Source organism: Thiolapillus sp. (genome assembly GCF_048562965.1).
Taxonomy (GTDB): Bacteria; Pseudomonadota; Gammaproteobacteria; order Chromatiales; family Chromatiaceae; genus Thiolapillus; species Thiolapillus brandeum_A.
Genome location: NZ_JBHNMF010000043.1, coordinates 1 through 14244, shown reverse-complemented (window position 1 = coordinate 14244; position 14244 = coordinate 1). Strand labels below are relative to the sequence as shown.

The following is a 14244-nucleotide window of genomic DNA, read 5'->3' as shown; positions in this document are numbered from 1 at the left end:
CAACGTGAAGATGACGGTGAAGCTGATTGCACCGATCGCGATGGAAGAAGGCTTGCGCTTCGCCATCCGTGAAGGTGGACGTACAGTTGGCGCCGGTGTTGTTTCCAAGATTATCGAGTAATCGTTATGGCTAACCAGCGTATCAGAATCAAACTCAAGTCCTTCGATCATCGACTGATAGACCAGTCTACCAAAGAGATCGTGGATACTGCGAAGCGCACCGGCGCCCGGATCAAGGGCCCGATTCCGCTTCCCACGCGCAAAGAGCGCTTTACGGTACTGATTTCACCGCATGTGAACAAGGATGCGCGTGACCAGTACGAGATTCGCACCCACAAGCGCCTCATGGACATCGTCGATCCTACTGACAAGACAGTAGACGCACTGATGAAATTGGATCTGGCTGCTGGGGTAGATGTTCAGATCAAGCTGAACTGAGGTTTTTAATCATGGCATTAGGATTAGTCGGACGCAAAGCAGGCATGACCCGGGTCTTCAATGACGACGGAGTTTCTGTACCTGTGACTGTCGTTCAGGTAGAGCCCAACCGGGTTACGCAGGTTCGCACGCCGGAAAGCGATGGCTACCAGGCTGTGCAGGTCACTGTCGGTAAGCGTAAAGCCAGTCGCGTGAACAAGGCGCTGGCCGGTCATTTCGCCAAGGCAGGTGTCGAGGCAGGTCGCGGACTCTGGGAATTCCGTCTGGACGACCATCAGGGCGATGTTCCTGAGGTTGGCAGCGAGATCAAGGCCGATCTGTTCGAAACCGGGCAGAAGGTGGATGTGAGCGGAATATCCAAAGGCAAGGGATTCCAGGGTGGTGTGAAGCGCCACAACTTCAAGATGCAGGATGCAACTCACGGTAACTCCATTTCTCACCGCGCACCGGGTTCTATTGGTCAGTGTCAAACACCTGGACGGGTGTTCAAGGGCAAGAAAATGGCCGGCCATATGGGTAGCGAAAAGGTCACCGTACAGACGCTGGAAGTTGTGCGTGTGGATGCTGATCGTGGTTTGTTGCTGATCAAAGGTGCCATACCTGGTGCCCCTGGCGGTGACGTGATAGTCACTCCAGCGATCAAATTGAAGAATAAGGGCTAAGTCATGGACTTGAATGTAACAGGCGGGGCTTCCCTGCAGGTATCTGACGCCGTATTTGGTGCAGACTTCAAAGAAGCGCTGGTTCATCAGGTGGTCACTGCTTACATGGCAGCCGCCCGTTCCGGAACCAAGGCGCAGAAGAATCGCGCTGCCGTAAGCGGCGGTGGTATCAAACCTTTCCGTCAGAAAGGTACAGGTCGTGCGCGTCAGGGCACAATCCGCAGCCCTATCATGGTAGGTGGCGGTCGGGCTTTTGCGGCACAGCCGCGCAGCTATGCGCAGAAAGTGAACAAGAAGATGTATCGTGGTGCGCTGCGTTCCATCCTCTCTGAACTGCTGCGTCAGGAGCGCCTGGTCGTGGTAGACAGCTTTGCTGTCGACGCGCCCAAGACGAAGGAGCTGGTCGGCAAGCTCAAGGATCTGGGCATGGATGATGTGCTCATCATTACTGTTCAGATGGATGAAAACATGCTGCTGGCGGCGCGCAACCTCTACCATGTAGACGTTCGTGACACCGATCAGCTGGATCCTGTTTCCTTGGTGGGTTATGAAAAAGTGCTGATGACCACGGATGCGCTGAAAAAGATCGAGGAGCAGCTGGCATGAGTAGCAAAGAACGTTTGTTGAAGGTCCTGCTGGGACCGCTGACCTCTGAAAAGACAGCCAATGCCGCAGATAGCGCGCAGCAGTTTACCTTCAAGGTGATGACTGATGCGACCAAACCCGAGATTGCGGCTGCCGTCGAAATGCTTTTTGATGTGAATGTCGAGAAAGTGCAGACCATCAACGTCAAGGGCAAGAGCAAGCGCTTCGGTCAGATACAGGGCCGTCGCAAGGACTGGAAAAAGGCCATCGTGCGTCTTGCTGAAGGTCAGGATATAGATTTTGGAGCCGGCGCCTGAAGGCGGGGCACAACCAAGTTAAGTAAAGCGGAAGCAGAAAGATGCCAATCGTTAAAGCCAAACCGACATCACCGGGCCGCCGGTTTGTTGTCCAGGTCAAAACTCCTGGATTGCATAAAGGCGCTCCTTATGAGCCTCTGGTGGGCAAGAAGTCCAAGACTGGTGGTCGCAACAACCAGGGACGCATTACCATCCGTCATCGTGGTGGTGGCCACAAGCAGCGCTATCGCATCATCGATTTCAAGCGTGACAAGGATGGGATTCCGGGTGTGGTGGAACGTCTGGAATACGATCCCAACCGCAGCGCGCACATTTGCCTGATCAAATATGCGGACGGCGAGCGACGCTATATCATTGCTCCCAGAGGCCTGCAGGCGGGCGACAGTATTCAGTCAGGGATCGAGGCGCCAATCGAGCCGGGCAATGCGCTGCCATTGCGCAGCATTCCGGTGGGTAGCACGATTCACTGCATCGAGATGAAGGTAGGGAAAGGAGCTCAGATCGCACGCTCTGCCGGCACGTCTGCACAGCTGGTTGCACGTGAGGGCGACTATGCCACTTTGCGCCTGCGCTCTGGTGAGATGCGCAAGATTCATGCAGACTGCCGCGCCACCATCGGTGAGGTGGGCAATTCAGAGCACAGCCTGCGTAAACTGGGCAAGGCAGGCGCCACGCGCTGGCGCGGTATCCGTCCCACGGTGCGTGGTGTGGTCATGAACCCTGTCGATCACCCTCATGGTGGTGGTGAGGGCCGTACTTCAGGTGGCCGTCATCCTGTCAGTCCCTGGGGTGTGCCCACGAAGGGTTACAAAACCCGCAGTAACAAGCGCACAGATAAATTCATTGTGCGCGATCGTCGCCGCAAGTAATCGGGTGAGGTAAGAGAATAATGCCACGTTCAATACGTAAAGGTCCTTTCGTCGATCATCATCTGATGAAGAAAGTGGAAGATGCCGTAGCGACCAACAACCGTCGTCCCATAAAGACATGGTCCCGTCGCTCAATGATCCTGCCGGATATGGTGGGGCTGACAATTGCAGTACACAATGGTCGTCAACATGTTCCCGTGCTGGTATCGGAAAACATGGTGGGACACAAACTCGGTGAATTTGCGCTGACCCGTACTTATCGTAGTCACGCTGCCGACAAGAAATCCACGCGTTAAGGAGCAGGATATGCAAGCAGTAGCAAAATTGCGTCATGCGCGCCTGTCTGCACAGAAGGGGCGTCTGGTTGCCGATCAGATTCGGGGCCTGCCGGTAGAGCGTGCCCTCGAAACCCTGCAGTTCAGCAAGAAAAAAGGTGCTGCACTGATCAAAAAGATTCTGGATTCTGCGATTGCAAACGCAGAAAACAACGAAGGTGCCGATGTAGATGAGCTCAAGGTCACAGCCATTATGGTTGACGAAGGACCTACAATGAAGCGCATCCGGGCAAGAGCAAAAGGCCGTGCGAGCAAGATTCTGAAACGCACCAGCCATATCACCGTCACCGTTGGCGACGAGTAAGCAGGCAGAGTTATGGGTCAAAAAGTACATCCAATCGGTATCCGCTTAGGTATCGTCAAGCAACATACCTCCAAGTGGTATGCAGACAGCAGCAACTATGCAGATCTGCTCAACCAGGATCTGACGGTACGTGATTTTCTGAAAAAGAGACTGGCGCATGCCTCCGTATCGCGCATACAGATCGACCGCATGGCGAATAATGCACATATCACTGTGCATACCGCACGTCCCGGTCTGGTGATCGGTAAGAAAGGCGAAGACATCGATGCATTGCGCCGCGAGGTGTCGCGCATGATGGGTGGTCCTGTGCATATCAGCATCGAGGAAATCCGCAAGCCGGAACTGGATGCCCAGCTGGTAGCCGAAAGCATCGCGCAGCAGCTCGAACGTCGCATCATGTTCCGTCGTGCCATGAAGCGTGCGGTACAGAATTCCATGCGCCTGGGCGCTGAAGGCATCAAAGTGAATATCTCCGGCCGGTTGAACGGTGCAGAGATCGCGCGTAACGAATGGTATCGTGAAGGACGTGTGCCACTGCATACATTGCGTGCAGACATCGACTATGGAACGGCCGAAGCTGAAACCACTTACGGCATCATCGGTATCAAGGTCTGGATCTTCAGAGGCGAGATTTACGGTGATGAGGCTCTGCTCGAGTCCAAATCCGGCAAGAAAGGCAAGAAATCCGGCGGGAGAAACTGATCATGTTGCAGCCAAAACGAACCAAGTTTCGCAAACAGCATACCGGTCGTAACCGTGGTCTCGCTCAGCGTGGCAGCAGTGTCAGCTTCGGTGAGTACGGTCTGAAGGCTACAGGACGCGGTCGTATCACGGCCCGCCAGATTGAAGCGGCGCGCCGTACCATTACCCGCCGCGTAAAGCGGGGCGGTAAACTTTACATCCGGGTATTCCCGGACAAGCCCATTACCAAAAAACCTCTTGAAGTTCGGATGGGTAAAGGTAAGGGTAACGTTGAATATTGGGTAGCACTGGTGCAGCCCGGCCGTATGCTCTATGAAATCGAGGGTGTATCGGAAGAGCTGGCAAGAGAGGCATTCAAGCTGGCCGCGGCCAAGCTGCCTGTGGCAACAACATTTGTTAAGCGGACAATAATGTGATGAAGGCGAGTGAACTGCGGGACAAGTCCCTGGATGAGCTGAAGCAGGAATTGCACGACAAACTCAAGGAGCAATTCAGCCTGCGTATGCAGCATGGCACCGGCCAACTGGCGCGTCACCACGTTGTAAAACAGGTGCGTCGCGATATCGCACGCATCAAGACAGTAATGAACGAAATGCGGAAGGCAGGTTAGTGATGAGCGAGCAAGGTCAGACAAACCGTACGCTGCAAGGCAAGGTCATCAGTGACAAGATGGATAAATCCATCACCGTGCAGATTGAGCGTCGGGTAAAACATCCTATCTATGGAAAATTCATCCGACGGTCCACCAAGGTCCACGCTCACGACGAGAACAATGAATGTCGTACAGGTGACGTGGTGGTCGTGGAGCAATGCCGTCCGCTTTCCAAGACCAAGAAATGGCGCTTCGTCAAACTGGTCGAAAAGGCAAATTGAGCAATTCTTCGACGTTTTGTTGAAGATACTGACTGACAACATAAGGGTAGTGTCATGATCCAGATGCAAACCATACTGAACGTTGCCGACAACAGCGGCGCAAAGCGTGTTCAGTGCATCAAAGTGCTGGGCGGTTCACATCGCCGGTATGCCGGTGTCGGGGATATCATCAAGGTTTCCGTAAAGGACTCCATCCCCCGCGGCAAGGTAAAAAAAGGCGATGTTTACAATGCAGTGGTCGTTCGCACCAAGAAAGGCGTGCGCCGTCCTGACGGCTCCGTTATCCGTTTCGACGGCAACGCGGCTGTACTGCTGAATTCCCAACTGCAACCCATCGGCACCCGTATTTTCGGCCCGGTGACCCGTGAATTGCGTGGCGAACGGTTTATGAAAATCATTTCGCTGGCTCCTGAGGTGCTTTGAGGATTAGTCATGGCAAGCAAGATTCGTAAAGGTGACGATGTCATCGTCCTGGCCGGCAAGGACAAGGGCAAGAGGGGCACAGTGCTCCAGCTGGTAGGCAGCAACCGCGTGTTGGTTGAAAATATCAACCTGGCAAAGAAGCATGCCAAGCCCAATCCCATGAAAGGGGAGCCCGGCGGCATCGTGGAAAAGGAAATGCCCATGGATATTTCCAATGTCGCATTGTTCAACCCGGTAAGCAACAAGGCCGATCGTGTGGGTTTCAAGACCCTGGACGATGGCCGCAAGGTGCGTGTATTTAAATCTAACGGCGAAGTCGTGGACGTCTGAGGCAAGTAATCCAATGGCTAGGTTACAGGATCATTATAAAGAACAGGTTATCCCAGCGCTGATCGAGAAATTCGGTTACAAGAGCGTTATGCAGGTGCCTCGTATTGAAAAAATCACCCTGAACATGGGGGTGGGCGAGGCCACTGGGGACAAGAAAATCCTCCAGAATGCAGTCGGAGACATGGTGCAGATCGCAGGACAGCGGCCCGTTGTGACGCTGGCCAGAAAATCGGTTGCCGGCTTCAAGATTCGTGAAGGCTGGCCCATTGGCTGCAAGGTGACCTTGCGGGCCGAGCGCATGTATGAATTTTTGGATCGGCTGGTGAATATCGCCATCCCCAGAATCCGGGATTTCCGTGGTTTGAACCCCAAATCGTTTGATGGCCGTGGTAACTACAGCATGGGCGTCAAAGAGCAGATCATCTTCCCGGAAGTGGAATATGACAAGATCGATGCCCTGCGTGGCATGGATATCACCATCACCACCAGTGCTGGCAGTGATGAAGAAGGCAAGGCCCTGCTTGAAGGATTCAATTTTCCCTTCAAGTAAATGAAATAGAGAGTCCAGGACACTATGGCAAAGAAAAGCATGATCGCCCGTGAAAACAAGCGGGCCAGTCTGGCAGCCAAACACGCCGCAAAGCGTGCCGAGCTGAAAGCTATTATCAAGAATCCGGAGAGCAGCCCTGAGCAGGTGGATGAAGCCGTTCTGGCCATGCAGAAGCTGCCCCGTGATTCAAGCCCCGTACGCAAGCAGCGCCGCTGCCGCATTACCGGCCGGCCTCACGCGGTCTACCGTAAGTTCGGCCTGTGCCGTAACAAGCTGCGCGAAGCTGCGATGCGCGGAGACGTGCCTGGGCTGAAAAAAGCCAGCTGGTAGGAATTTATTGTCGCCGCTGCATTGCGGCATGCAGAAAAATCCAGATTTATGGAAAATTATCTGGATTTTTACGAAGAAATTAGCTAGAGTTGCCGGCTCCCTGTTACAGGGGGCCGAATTCGTCAATGGGTATCGGACTTCGCACCAGAAGTTGCCTGACCCGAGGAGCCTTTAAACTATGAGTATGTCAGATCCGATTGCGGATATGCTTACGCGCATCCGTAATGGCCAGTCTGCTGGCAAGGTTAGCGTGACGCTGCCTGCATCCAAGAAAAAGATGGCAATTGCCGACGTGTTGAAAGATGAAGGTTACATCGCCGATGTAAACGCTTCAGAAGTCGATGGCAAACCGGTCATGGAAATCACGCTGAAATATTTTCAGGGGCGTCCGGTTATCGATATGGTCAAGCGCGTCAGCCGTCCCGGTCTGCGTATCTACAAGGGGCATGATGAACTGCCCAAGGTGCGTGGCGGACTGGGTGTCGCTATTGTTTCAACATCCCGTGGTGTAATGACAGACCGTGAGGCCCGCAAGCAGGGTCATGGCGGCGAAGTCATTGCCTTCGTGGCCTGATTGGTAGGAGGCTGGTATGTCACGTATTGCAAAAGCACCCGTCACCGTCGTTTCCGGGCTGGATGTGAAACTTGATGGTCAGAAAGTGACCGTAAAGGGCCCCAAGTCCACCCAGGAGTATGAGATACATCCCACCGTTGCCGTGAGCTTCGAGGATGGCGTACTGCGCGTGCAGCCGAGGGATCCGGGAAGCAAGCACGGATGGGCCATGGCCGGCACCATGCGTTCACTGCTCAACAACATGGTTATCGGTGCAACCGAAGGGTTTCAGAAAAAACTGCTGCTGGTCGGCGTCGGTTATCGCGCCCAGGTGAAAGGCAAGGTTTTGGATCTCAGTCTCGGTTTCTCACATCCTGTCGAATATGCGATCCCAGAGGGCATCAGCATAGAAACGCCTTCTCAAACCGAGATCGTTGTTTCGGGAATTGACAAGCAGAAAGTTGGCCAGGTTGCTGCGGAAATCCGCCGTTACCGTCCGCCAGAACCCTATAAGGGCAAAGGTGTCCGCTATGCGGATGAGCACGTAATCCGCAAAGAAGCGAAAAAGAAATAAGAGGTTATGACGATGGACAAGAAATCAAGTCGCATACGTCGGGCCCGTCGGTCCAGAGCCAAGATACGCGAGCTGGGCGTTCCACGCCTGAGCATTCACCGCACGCCGCGCCATATTTATGCGCAGGTCATTGCACCCAACGGGAGTACGGTGGTATGCAGCGCATCTACGCTGGACAAAGATGTGCGTGGTAGTGTTGAAGGCTCCACCGGCAACACCGGTGCGGCATCAGTGGTCGGCAAGTTCGTCGCCGAGCGGGCCAAAGCCGCAGGCGTGGACAAGGTAGCATTCGACCGTTCAGGTTTTCAATATCATGGCCGCGTAAAAGCGCTGGCGGAAGCAGCCCGCGAAGCCGGGCTCCAGTTCTGAGGATTGGATAATGGCAAATTATGAACAAAACGCCGGCGATGATGTCATTGAGAAACTGGTTGCCGTAAACCGCGTCGCGAAGGTTGTCAAAGGTGGCCGTCAGTTCGGTTTTTCCGCGCTGGTGGTTGTTGGAGATGGTGACGGCAAGGTTGGTTTCGGTATGGGCAAGGCGAAAGAAGTGCCTATCGCTATCCAGAAGGCAATGGAAACAGCGCGCCGTAACATGAGAAACATCAAGCTTGCCGACGGTACCCTGCAGTATCCGGTAATTGGCCGTCATGGTGCTGCCAAGGTGTACATGCAGCCAGCTTCCGATGGTACCGGTATCATCGCAGGCGGCGCGATGCGCGCTATCTGCGAAGCGGCAGGTGTTCACAATGTACTGGCCAAGTGTATTGGCAGCAACAATCCCATCAATGTGGTTCGCGCCACGATGAATGGCCTGGCAGACATGGTCAGCCCGGAAGACGTCGCTGCCAAGCGTGGCAAGACTGTAGAAGAAATACTGGGGTGATACCGTGGCTGAATCCAAAACGATGAAAGTGAAACTCGTACGTAGCATGAACGGTCGCCTGAAAACGCACAAGGCTTGTGTTCTCGGCCTGGGACTGCGTCGCATGCACCAGGTTGTCGAGGTTGAGGACACGCCTTCGACCCGTGGCATGCTGAACAAAGTGTCTTATATGGTACAGCTCGTGGAGGACGCATAAGATGCGCCTGAATACACTCAAGCCTGCAGATGGCAGCAAATCTGACAGAAAGCGCGTGGGTCGTGGTATCGGCAGCGGTCTGGGAAAGACCTGTGGCCGCGGTCACAAGGGCCAGAAGTCCCGTTCCGGTGGTTTCCACAAGGTAGGTTTCGAAGGCGGCCAGATGCCTTTGCAGCGTCGTCTTCCCAAGGTGGGTTTCCGTTCGCGCAAAGCCAAGTACACCGCTGAGATCCGTCTGGACGAGCTGGGCAAGGTCGAAGGTGACGTGGTTGACATGAACGCGCTTTACGAAGCCGATATTCTGCCTCGCACCATGAAACGTGCCAAGGTTATCCTTTCCGGTGAAATCGGTCGTGCGGTTACTGTCAAAGGTCTGCGTGCTACCAAGGGTGCACGGGCTGCGATTGAAGCAGCCGGCGGCAAGGTAGAGGACTGATCTGAGTCATGGCTCTGAATCCTGCAGCAGGTGGTGGTGTACAGCTCGGTCAGTTGACTGAACTGCGTCAGCGTTTTCTGTTTTTGCTGGGTGCGCTGATTGTCTACCGTATCGGCACCTACATACCCGTGCCGGGTGTTAATCCCGCGGCACTGGCGGCGCTGTTCGATCAGCAGCAAGGCAGTATCCTGGGCATGTTCAACATGTTTTCCGGTGGTGCGCTGAAGCGGGCATCGATCCTGGCACTGGGCATCATGCCGTACATCTCTGCGTCGATCATTGTGCAGCTGATGACATCGGTGGTTCCAAAGCTCGAACAGCTGAAAAAGGAAGGTGAGGCAGGGCGCCGCAAGATCACGCAATACACGCGCTATGGCACCGTGGTGCTTGCGACCTTCCAGGCCGTGGGAATCTCCGTAGCCCTGCAGAGTCAGTCTTCGGGCGGCATGTCCATGGTCATGGTGCCGGGCATGGGATTCGTCTTTACCGCAACGATTTCCCTGGTGACAGGAACCATGTTTCTCATGTGGCTGGGTGAGCAGATTACCGAGCGTGGCCTGGGTAACGGCATATCCATGATCATCTTCGCGGGCATCGTGGCGGGATTGCCCGCAGCCTTCGGCTCAGTGGCAGAACTGGTACGAAACGGTGAGATGAACGCGTTGTTTGCCCTTTTCCTGTTCCTGCTGGCTATTGGCGTAACCGCTTTCGTGGTGTTTGTCGAGCGTGGACAGCGTCGTATCACGATCAACTATGCCAAGCGGCAGCAGGGAAGGCGGCTACTGGCGGCGCAGAGCAGTTTTCTGCCGTTGAAGCTGAATATGGCTGGTGTAATACCACCCATTTTCGCGTCCAGCATCATACTGTTCCCGACGACCCTGGCGCAGTGGGCAGGCAATACACCCGATATGCGCTGGTTGCAGGATATCGTGGCCAAGCTGTCACCGGGTGAACCGATTTATGTGGCGCTGTATGCTGGTGCGATTATATTCTTCTGCTTTTTCTATACCGCATTGGTCTTCAATGCACGGGAAACGGCAGATAACCTGAAGCGTTCCGGCGCTTTTATACCCGGCATCCGTCCGGGCGAGCAGACAGCCAAGTATATCGATGGCGTCATGACGCGCCTGACACTGGCGGGGGCAATCTACATAACTGCCGTGTGTCTGTTGCCGGAGTTTCTGATTGTTGGCTGGAATGTACCCTTTTATTTTGGTGGTACATCGCTGCTGATCGTGGTCGTCGTCATTATGGATTTCATCGCTCAGGTGCAATCGCACCTCATGTCTCATCAGTATGAGGGGTTGATGAAAAAAGCTAATCTTAAAGGCCAGGGTGGCGCGGGAATGATCCGCTGAACCTGGTGAGGTATACAGGACCGAGAAAATGAAAGTTCGTGCTTCGGTAAAGAAAATGTGTCGCAACTGCAAGATCATCAAGCGCAAGGGCGTGGTCAGGGTTATTTGTACTGATCCCCGTCACAAGCAGCGTCAGGGTTGATCTCAGCATTGTGTTTACCTGGATCTCATGGAGTTCCAGGTAAAAGTCGATATTGAAAAACTGTTGTAGTTGAGTTATAGTTCCGCGGCTTCGCGGTATGAAATTACTGCGACAATCTGGTAAAGCATCTGAGGAGATGACAGGATGGCCCGCATAGCAGGCGTAAATATTCCAGACCGTAAGCATACGGTCATCGCATTGACAGCGATTTACGGCATTGGCCGTTCGCGCGCGTCAAAAATCTGTGAGGTAGCCGGCGTGGCACCGGACCGCAAGATTATCGAGCTCAGCGAAGGCGAGCTTGAGAAGCTGCGTGAAGAAGTGGCCAAGTTTATGGTTGAAGGCGATCTGCGTCGTGAAATCTCCATGAACATCAAGCGTCTGATGGATCTTGGTTGCAACCGTGGCATTCGTCATCGTCGCGGTCTGCCACTGCGTGGTCAGCGCACCAAGACCAACGCACGTACCCGCAAGGGTCCACGTCGTCCGATCAAACGCTAACAGTACAGTTAATTCGCTAGAGTGTAGGTACAGGCATGGCCAAGTCCACAACCCGTTCCAAGAAAAAGATCAAGAAGACAGTGAGCGATGGTATCGCGCATATCCATGCGTCGTTCAACAATACCATCATCACTATTACCGATCGTCAGGGCAATGCCCTGTGCTGGGCCACTTCGGGTGGCTCGGGCTTCCGCGGTTCACGTAAGAGCACCCCGTTCGCTGCACAGGTCGCAGCCGATCGTGCGGGTCAGGTGGCCAAGGAATACGGTGTGAAAAACCTGGATGTCAATGTCAAGGGACCCGGTCCCGGACGTGATTCAGCAGTTCGCGCCCTGAATAACGCTGGTTTCAAGATCACCAGCATTACTGATGTGACTCCCATTCCGCACAATGGTTGTCGTCCACCTAAGAAACGTCGGGTTTAATCTCATGGCAAGGTATCTCGGACCAAAATGTAAACTGATGCGCCGCGAAGGTACGGATCTGTACCTGAAGAGCCGCGCTCGTTCAGTTGACTCCAAATGCAACATGGAAAAGTTGCCTGGCCAGACGCAGGAACGCCGTCGCCGTTTGTCTGACTATGGTGTGCAGCTGCGCGAAAAGCAGAAAGTACGGCGTTTGTATGGCGTGCTGGAAAAGCAGTTCCGCAACTACTACGCTACGGCTGACCGTCAAAAGGGCCCGACCGGTGAAAATCTGCTGCAGCTTCTCGAACAGCGTCTGGATAATGTCGTCTACCGCATGGGTTTCGGCGCTACACGCAATGAAGCCCGACAGCTGGTGAGCCACAAGGCCATCGAGGTAAACGGAAAGATCGTCAATGTAGCCTCTTACAGCGTCCAGGCCGACGATGTCGTTACCGTGCGGGAGAAAGCCCGCAAGCAGGTTCGCATTGCCAATGCTCTTGCTCTGGCGGAGCAGTATGGCTTCCCCGACTGGGTCGAAGTCGATACAAAAGGTATGAGCGGAACATTCAAGCGGGTTCCCGAGCGTGTTGATCTGCCAGCAGAAATCAACGAACAGCTCATCGTAGAGCTTTATTCCAAGTAAGCTAGGAAGGTATGTTCATGGCGGATTCCGTCACAGAATTTTTGAAGCCACGCATTATAGGCGTGGACAAGGTCAACGATCGTCGTTCCAAAGTATCACTGGAGCCCCTTGAAAGGGGATTCGGTCATACACTGGGCAATGCGCTGCGTCGCATACTGTTGTCATCCATGCCCGGTTGCGCCATCGTCGATGCTGAAATCGAGAACGTGTTGCACGAGTACAGCGGCATTGAAGGCGTGCAGGAAGACGTACTGGAAATCCTGCTCAATCTCAAGGGTGTGGCCATCGTTATGGAAGACCGCGACGATGCGGAGCTCAGCCTCAGGGTCAAGGGGCCGGCAGTAGTCACCGCAGGCGACATACAGCTGACTCATGGCGTGGAAGTGGTCAATCCGGATCACGTGATTGCCCACCTCACCGAAAAAGGTGAGCTGAACATGATCATCAGGGTGCGTCGCGGACGAGGTTACGAAGCCTCTTCAAACCGTGAGAGTGCTGCCGGCGAGGACCGTCCCATCGGTCACTTGCAACTGGATGCCTCTTTCAGTCCCGTACTGCGCGTTGCCTACAGTGTGGAGTCTGCACGGGTGGAACAGCGTACCGACCTGGATCGCCTGGTTATCGATATCGAGACCAACGGCACGATTGATCCGGAAGACGCCATTCGCCGTTCCGCAACGATTCTGCAAAAGCAGCTGGAAACCTTCGTCTATCTTGAGGAGACCAGCCCTGAAGATGAATCGGTTGCCGAGCCTGAAGCACCCGCGATTGATCCGATCCTGCTGCGCCCTGTGGACGACCTTGAACTTACGGTCCGTTCCGCAAACTGCCTCAAGGCGGAAAACATTTTTCTTATCGGTGATCTGATTCAGCGTACCGAAGTGGAGTTGCTCAAGACCCCGAATCTGGGCAAGAAGTCACTCAACGAGATCAAGGACGTGCTGGCTACGCGCGGGCTGTCCTTGGGTGTGCGCCTGGAAAACTGGCCACCGGAAAATATTCAGGAACTGGTCGCGAAATAATCGTTGCCCGTTGAAATTTAACTTTTACTCAGGAAAGTCGACCCATGCGTCACCGCAAAGCCGGACGGCAATTAAACAGAAACAGTTCTCATCGCAAAGCCATGTACAGAAACATGGCCGTATCGCTGATCGAGCATGAAATGATCAAGACTACCCTGCCAAAGGCCAAGGAGCTGCGTCGAGTAGCCGAGCCGCTGATCACTCTGGCCAAGCAGGACAGTGTTTCCAAGCGCCGCCTGGCTTTCTCACGTCTGCGCGACGCCGCTGCCGTGGGCAAGCTGTTTGGTGAGCTCGGTCCCCGTTATCAGGAGCGCAATGGCGGTTATCTGCGCATCCTGAAATGCGGCTACCGCAGCGGAGACAAGACCCCTATGGCTTATGTCGAGCTGGTCGATCGCCCCGTGAGCGACGATACAGAGGAAATGTTCGAAGACTGATATCCGTCAGATCTGATCTTTGAAGAGCCGGGCAACTGCCCGGCTTTTTCTTGGGTGAACTTGCCACTAACCTGCGTCATTTGCTCACTGTATGGCGCTTTTTTGGGAACAAAGGTTTTCTTGGCTATACTGGCTACAAGCCATACTGGCTACAAGCCCGTATTGCTGTGCGCCGAGACATCCATGAACACTCCTGTATACTTTTTCACCGACTTCAGCAGCCATGGCCCTTAAGCAGCCATGGCCCTTATCTGGGGCAAATGGAATCGGCGGTGCTTGCGGTGGCGCCCCAGGCCCGCATCATCAATCTCATGAATGACGCGCCTTTTGCCAATCCCCGGGCGTCAGCCTATCTGCTTGCTGCGCTGAACAAC

The 14244-nt window shown here is 54.3% G+C and carries 28 protein-coding genes and 2 pseudogenes; all 30 read left to right on the top strand.

The window, feature by feature from the left end:
• Positions 1-121 (top strand): annotated as a pseudogene (locus tag ACOCD2_RS04470) (elongation factor Tu); the annotation flags it as partial.
• A 5-nt stretch (positions 122-126) separates the two neighbouring features.
• The gene (gene rpsJ, locus ACOCD2_RS04465; protein ID WP_293643735.1) at positions 127-438 is read left to right on the top strand and encodes a 30S ribosomal protein S10; all 312 of its coding nucleotides are present in this window, start codon (positions 127-129) and stop codon (positions 436-438) included.
• Positions 439-449: 11 nt separating this feature from the next.
• Positions 450-1100 (top strand): 50S ribosomal protein L3, encoded by a 651-nt coding sequence (rplC, locus tag ACOCD2_RS04460; RefSeq protein ID WP_293643737.1) that lies wholly within the window; start codon positions 450-452, stop codon positions 1098-1100.
• A gap of 3 nt (positions 1101-1103) precedes the next feature.
• Positions 1104-1706, top strand: a complete 603-nt coding sequence (gene rplD / locus ACOCD2_RS04455) for a 50S ribosomal protein L4 (RefSeq protein WP_293643739.1) — start codon at positions 1104-1106, stop codon at positions 1704-1706.
• Positions 1703-2002, top strand: coding sequence for a 50S ribosomal protein L23 (rplW, locus tag ACOCD2_RS04450; RefSeq protein ID WP_293643741.1), 300 nt, complete (start codon positions 1703-1705; stop codon positions 2000-2002). Before rplD ends, rplW begins: the two co-directional genes overlap by 4 nt.
• Before the next feature lie 41 nt (positions 2003-2043).
• Positions 2044-2871 (top strand): 50S ribosomal protein L2, encoded by an 828-nt coding sequence (gene rplB, locus ACOCD2_RS04445; protein WP_293643743.1) that lies wholly within the window; start codon positions 2044-2046, stop codon positions 2869-2871.
• 20 nt (positions 2872-2891) lie between these two features.
• Complete coding sequence (gene rpsS / locus ACOCD2_RS04440) at positions 2892-3167, top strand: 30S ribosomal protein S19 (protein ID WP_293643745.1); 276 nt, start codon at positions 2892-2894, stop codon at positions 3165-3167.
• Positions 3168-3177: 10 nt separating this feature from the next.
• Positions 3178-3510: a 50S ribosomal protein L22 gene (gene rplV, locus ACOCD2_RS04435; RefSeq protein WP_293643747.1), complete on the top strand. Its 333-nt coding sequence runs from the start codon at positions 3178-3180 to the stop codon at positions 3508-3510.
• Positions 3511-3522: 12 nt separating this feature from the next.
• Positions 3523-4212, top strand: coding sequence for a 30S ribosomal protein S3 (rpsC, locus tag ACOCD2_RS04430; protein WP_293643749.1), 690 nt, complete (start codon positions 3523-3525; stop codon positions 4210-4212).
• 2 nt (positions 4213-4214) lie between these two features.
• Entirely contained in the window at positions 4215-4628 is a 414-nt protein-coding gene (gene rplP, locus ACOCD2_RS04425; RefSeq protein ID WP_293643751.1) for a 50S ribosomal protein L16, read from the top strand.
• Positions 4628-4822 carry a 50S ribosomal protein L29 gene (gene rpmC, locus ACOCD2_RS04420; RefSeq protein ID WP_293643753.1) on the top strand — a complete coding sequence of 65 codons (195 nt, stop codon included), beginning with the start codon at positions 4628-4630 and terminating at the stop codon, positions 4820-4822. Before rplP ends, rpmC begins: the two co-directional genes overlap by 1 nt.
• A gap of 2 nt (positions 4823-4824) precedes the next feature.
• Positions 4825-5085 carry a 30S ribosomal protein S17 gene (rpsQ, locus tag ACOCD2_RS04415; protein WP_293643755.1) on the top strand — a complete coding sequence of 87 codons (261 nt, stop codon included), beginning with the start codon at positions 4825-4827 and terminating at the stop codon, positions 5083-5085.
• Between the two features lie 54 nt (positions 5086-5139).
• Positions 5140-5508: a 50S ribosomal protein L14 gene (rplN, locus tag ACOCD2_RS04410; protein WP_293643757.1), complete on the top strand. Its 369-nt coding sequence runs from the start codon at positions 5140-5142 to the stop codon at positions 5506-5508.
• A gap of 9 nt (positions 5509-5517) precedes the next feature.
• A complete protein-coding gene (rplX, locus tag ACOCD2_RS04405; RefSeq protein WP_293643759.1) occupies positions 5518-5838 on the top strand; it encodes a 50S ribosomal protein L24 in 321 nt (106 codons plus the stop codon).
• A 13-nt stretch (positions 5839-5851) separates the two neighbouring features.
• Positions 5852-6388: a 50S ribosomal protein L5 gene (gene rplE / locus ACOCD2_RS04400; protein ID WP_293643761.1), complete on the top strand. Its 537-nt coding sequence runs from the start codon at positions 5852-5854 to the stop codon at positions 6386-6388.
• A gap of 24 nt (positions 6389-6412) precedes the next feature.
• A complete protein-coding gene (rpsN, locus tag ACOCD2_RS04395; RefSeq protein ID WP_293643763.1) occupies positions 6413-6718 on the top strand; it encodes a 30S ribosomal protein S14 in 306 nt (101 codons plus the stop codon).
• A gap of 178 nt (positions 6719-6896) precedes the next feature.
• Positions 6897-7292, top strand: coding sequence for a 30S ribosomal protein S8 (gene rpsH, locus ACOCD2_RS04390; RefSeq protein ID WP_293643765.1), 396 nt, complete (start codon positions 6897-6899; stop codon positions 7290-7292).
• Positions 7293-7308: 16 nt separating this feature from the next.
• Positions 7309-7845 (top strand): 50S ribosomal protein L6, encoded by a 537-nt coding sequence (gene rplF / locus ACOCD2_RS04385; protein ID WP_293643767.1) that lies wholly within the window; start codon positions 7309-7311, stop codon positions 7843-7845.
• Positions 7846-7857: 12 nt separating this feature from the next.
• Positions 7858-8214 (top strand): 50S ribosomal protein L18, encoded by a 357-nt coding sequence (gene rplR, locus ACOCD2_RS04380; protein WP_293643769.1) that lies wholly within the window; start codon positions 7858-7860, stop codon positions 8212-8214.
• Positions 8215-8224: 10 nt separating this feature from the next.
• Complete coding sequence (gene rpsE, locus ACOCD2_RS04375) at positions 8225-8728, top strand: 30S ribosomal protein S5 (RefSeq protein WP_293643771.1); 504 nt, start codon at positions 8225-8227, stop codon at positions 8726-8728.
• A 22-nt stretch (positions 8729-8750) separates the two neighbouring features.
• Complete coding sequence (rpmD, locus tag ACOCD2_RS04370; protein WP_305800190.1) at positions 8751-8924, top strand: 50S ribosomal protein L30; 174 nt, start codon at positions 8751-8753, stop codon at positions 8922-8924.
• Position 8925: 1 nt separating this feature from the next.
• Positions 8926-9360 (top strand): 50S ribosomal protein L15, encoded by a 435-nt coding sequence (gene rplO, locus ACOCD2_RS04365; RefSeq protein ID WP_293643775.1) that lies wholly within the window; start codon positions 8926-8928, stop codon positions 9358-9360.
• Positions 9361-9368: 8 nt separating this feature from the next.
• Entirely contained in the window at positions 9369-10718 is a 1350-nt protein-coding gene (gene secY, locus ACOCD2_RS04360; RefSeq protein WP_293643777.1) for a preprotein translocase subunit SecY, read from the top strand.
• Between the two features lie 28 nt (positions 10719-10746).
• A complete protein-coding gene (gene rpmJ, locus ACOCD2_RS04355) occupies positions 10747-10860 on the top strand; it encodes a 50S ribosomal protein L36 (protein WP_078121411.1) in 114 nt (37 codons plus the stop codon).
• Between the two features lie 144 nt (positions 10861-11004).
• A complete protein-coding gene (gene rpsM, locus ACOCD2_RS04350; RefSeq protein WP_293643779.1) occupies positions 11005-11361 on the top strand; it encodes a 30S ribosomal protein S13 in 357 nt (118 codons plus the stop codon).
• A 35-nt stretch (positions 11362-11396) separates the two neighbouring features.
• Positions 11397-11786, top strand: a complete 390-nt coding sequence (gene rpsK, locus ACOCD2_RS04345) for a 30S ribosomal protein S11 (protein WP_293643781.1) — start codon at positions 11397-11399, stop codon at positions 11784-11786.
• A 4-nt stretch (positions 11787-11790) separates the two neighbouring features.
• Positions 11791-12411 (top strand): 30S ribosomal protein S4, encoded by a 621-nt coding sequence (gene rpsD, locus ACOCD2_RS04340; protein ID WP_293643783.1) that lies wholly within the window; start codon positions 11791-11793, stop codon positions 12409-12411.
• Positions 12412-12428: 17 nt separating this feature from the next.
• Positions 12429-13433, top strand: a complete 1005-nt coding sequence (locus ACOCD2_RS04335) for a DNA-directed RNA polymerase subunit alpha (protein WP_293643785.1) — start codon at positions 12429-12431, stop codon at positions 13431-13433.
• A gap of 44 nt (positions 13434-13477) precedes the next feature.
• Positions 13478-13870: a 50S ribosomal protein L17 gene (gene rplQ, locus ACOCD2_RS04330; protein WP_293643787.1), complete on the top strand. Its 393-nt coding sequence runs from the start codon at positions 13478-13480 to the stop codon at positions 13868-13870.
• A gap of 50 nt (positions 13871-13920) precedes the next feature.
• A pseudogene (locus ACOCD2_RS04325) lies at positions 13921-14244 on the top strand (SAM-dependent chlorinase/fluorinase); the annotation flags it as partial.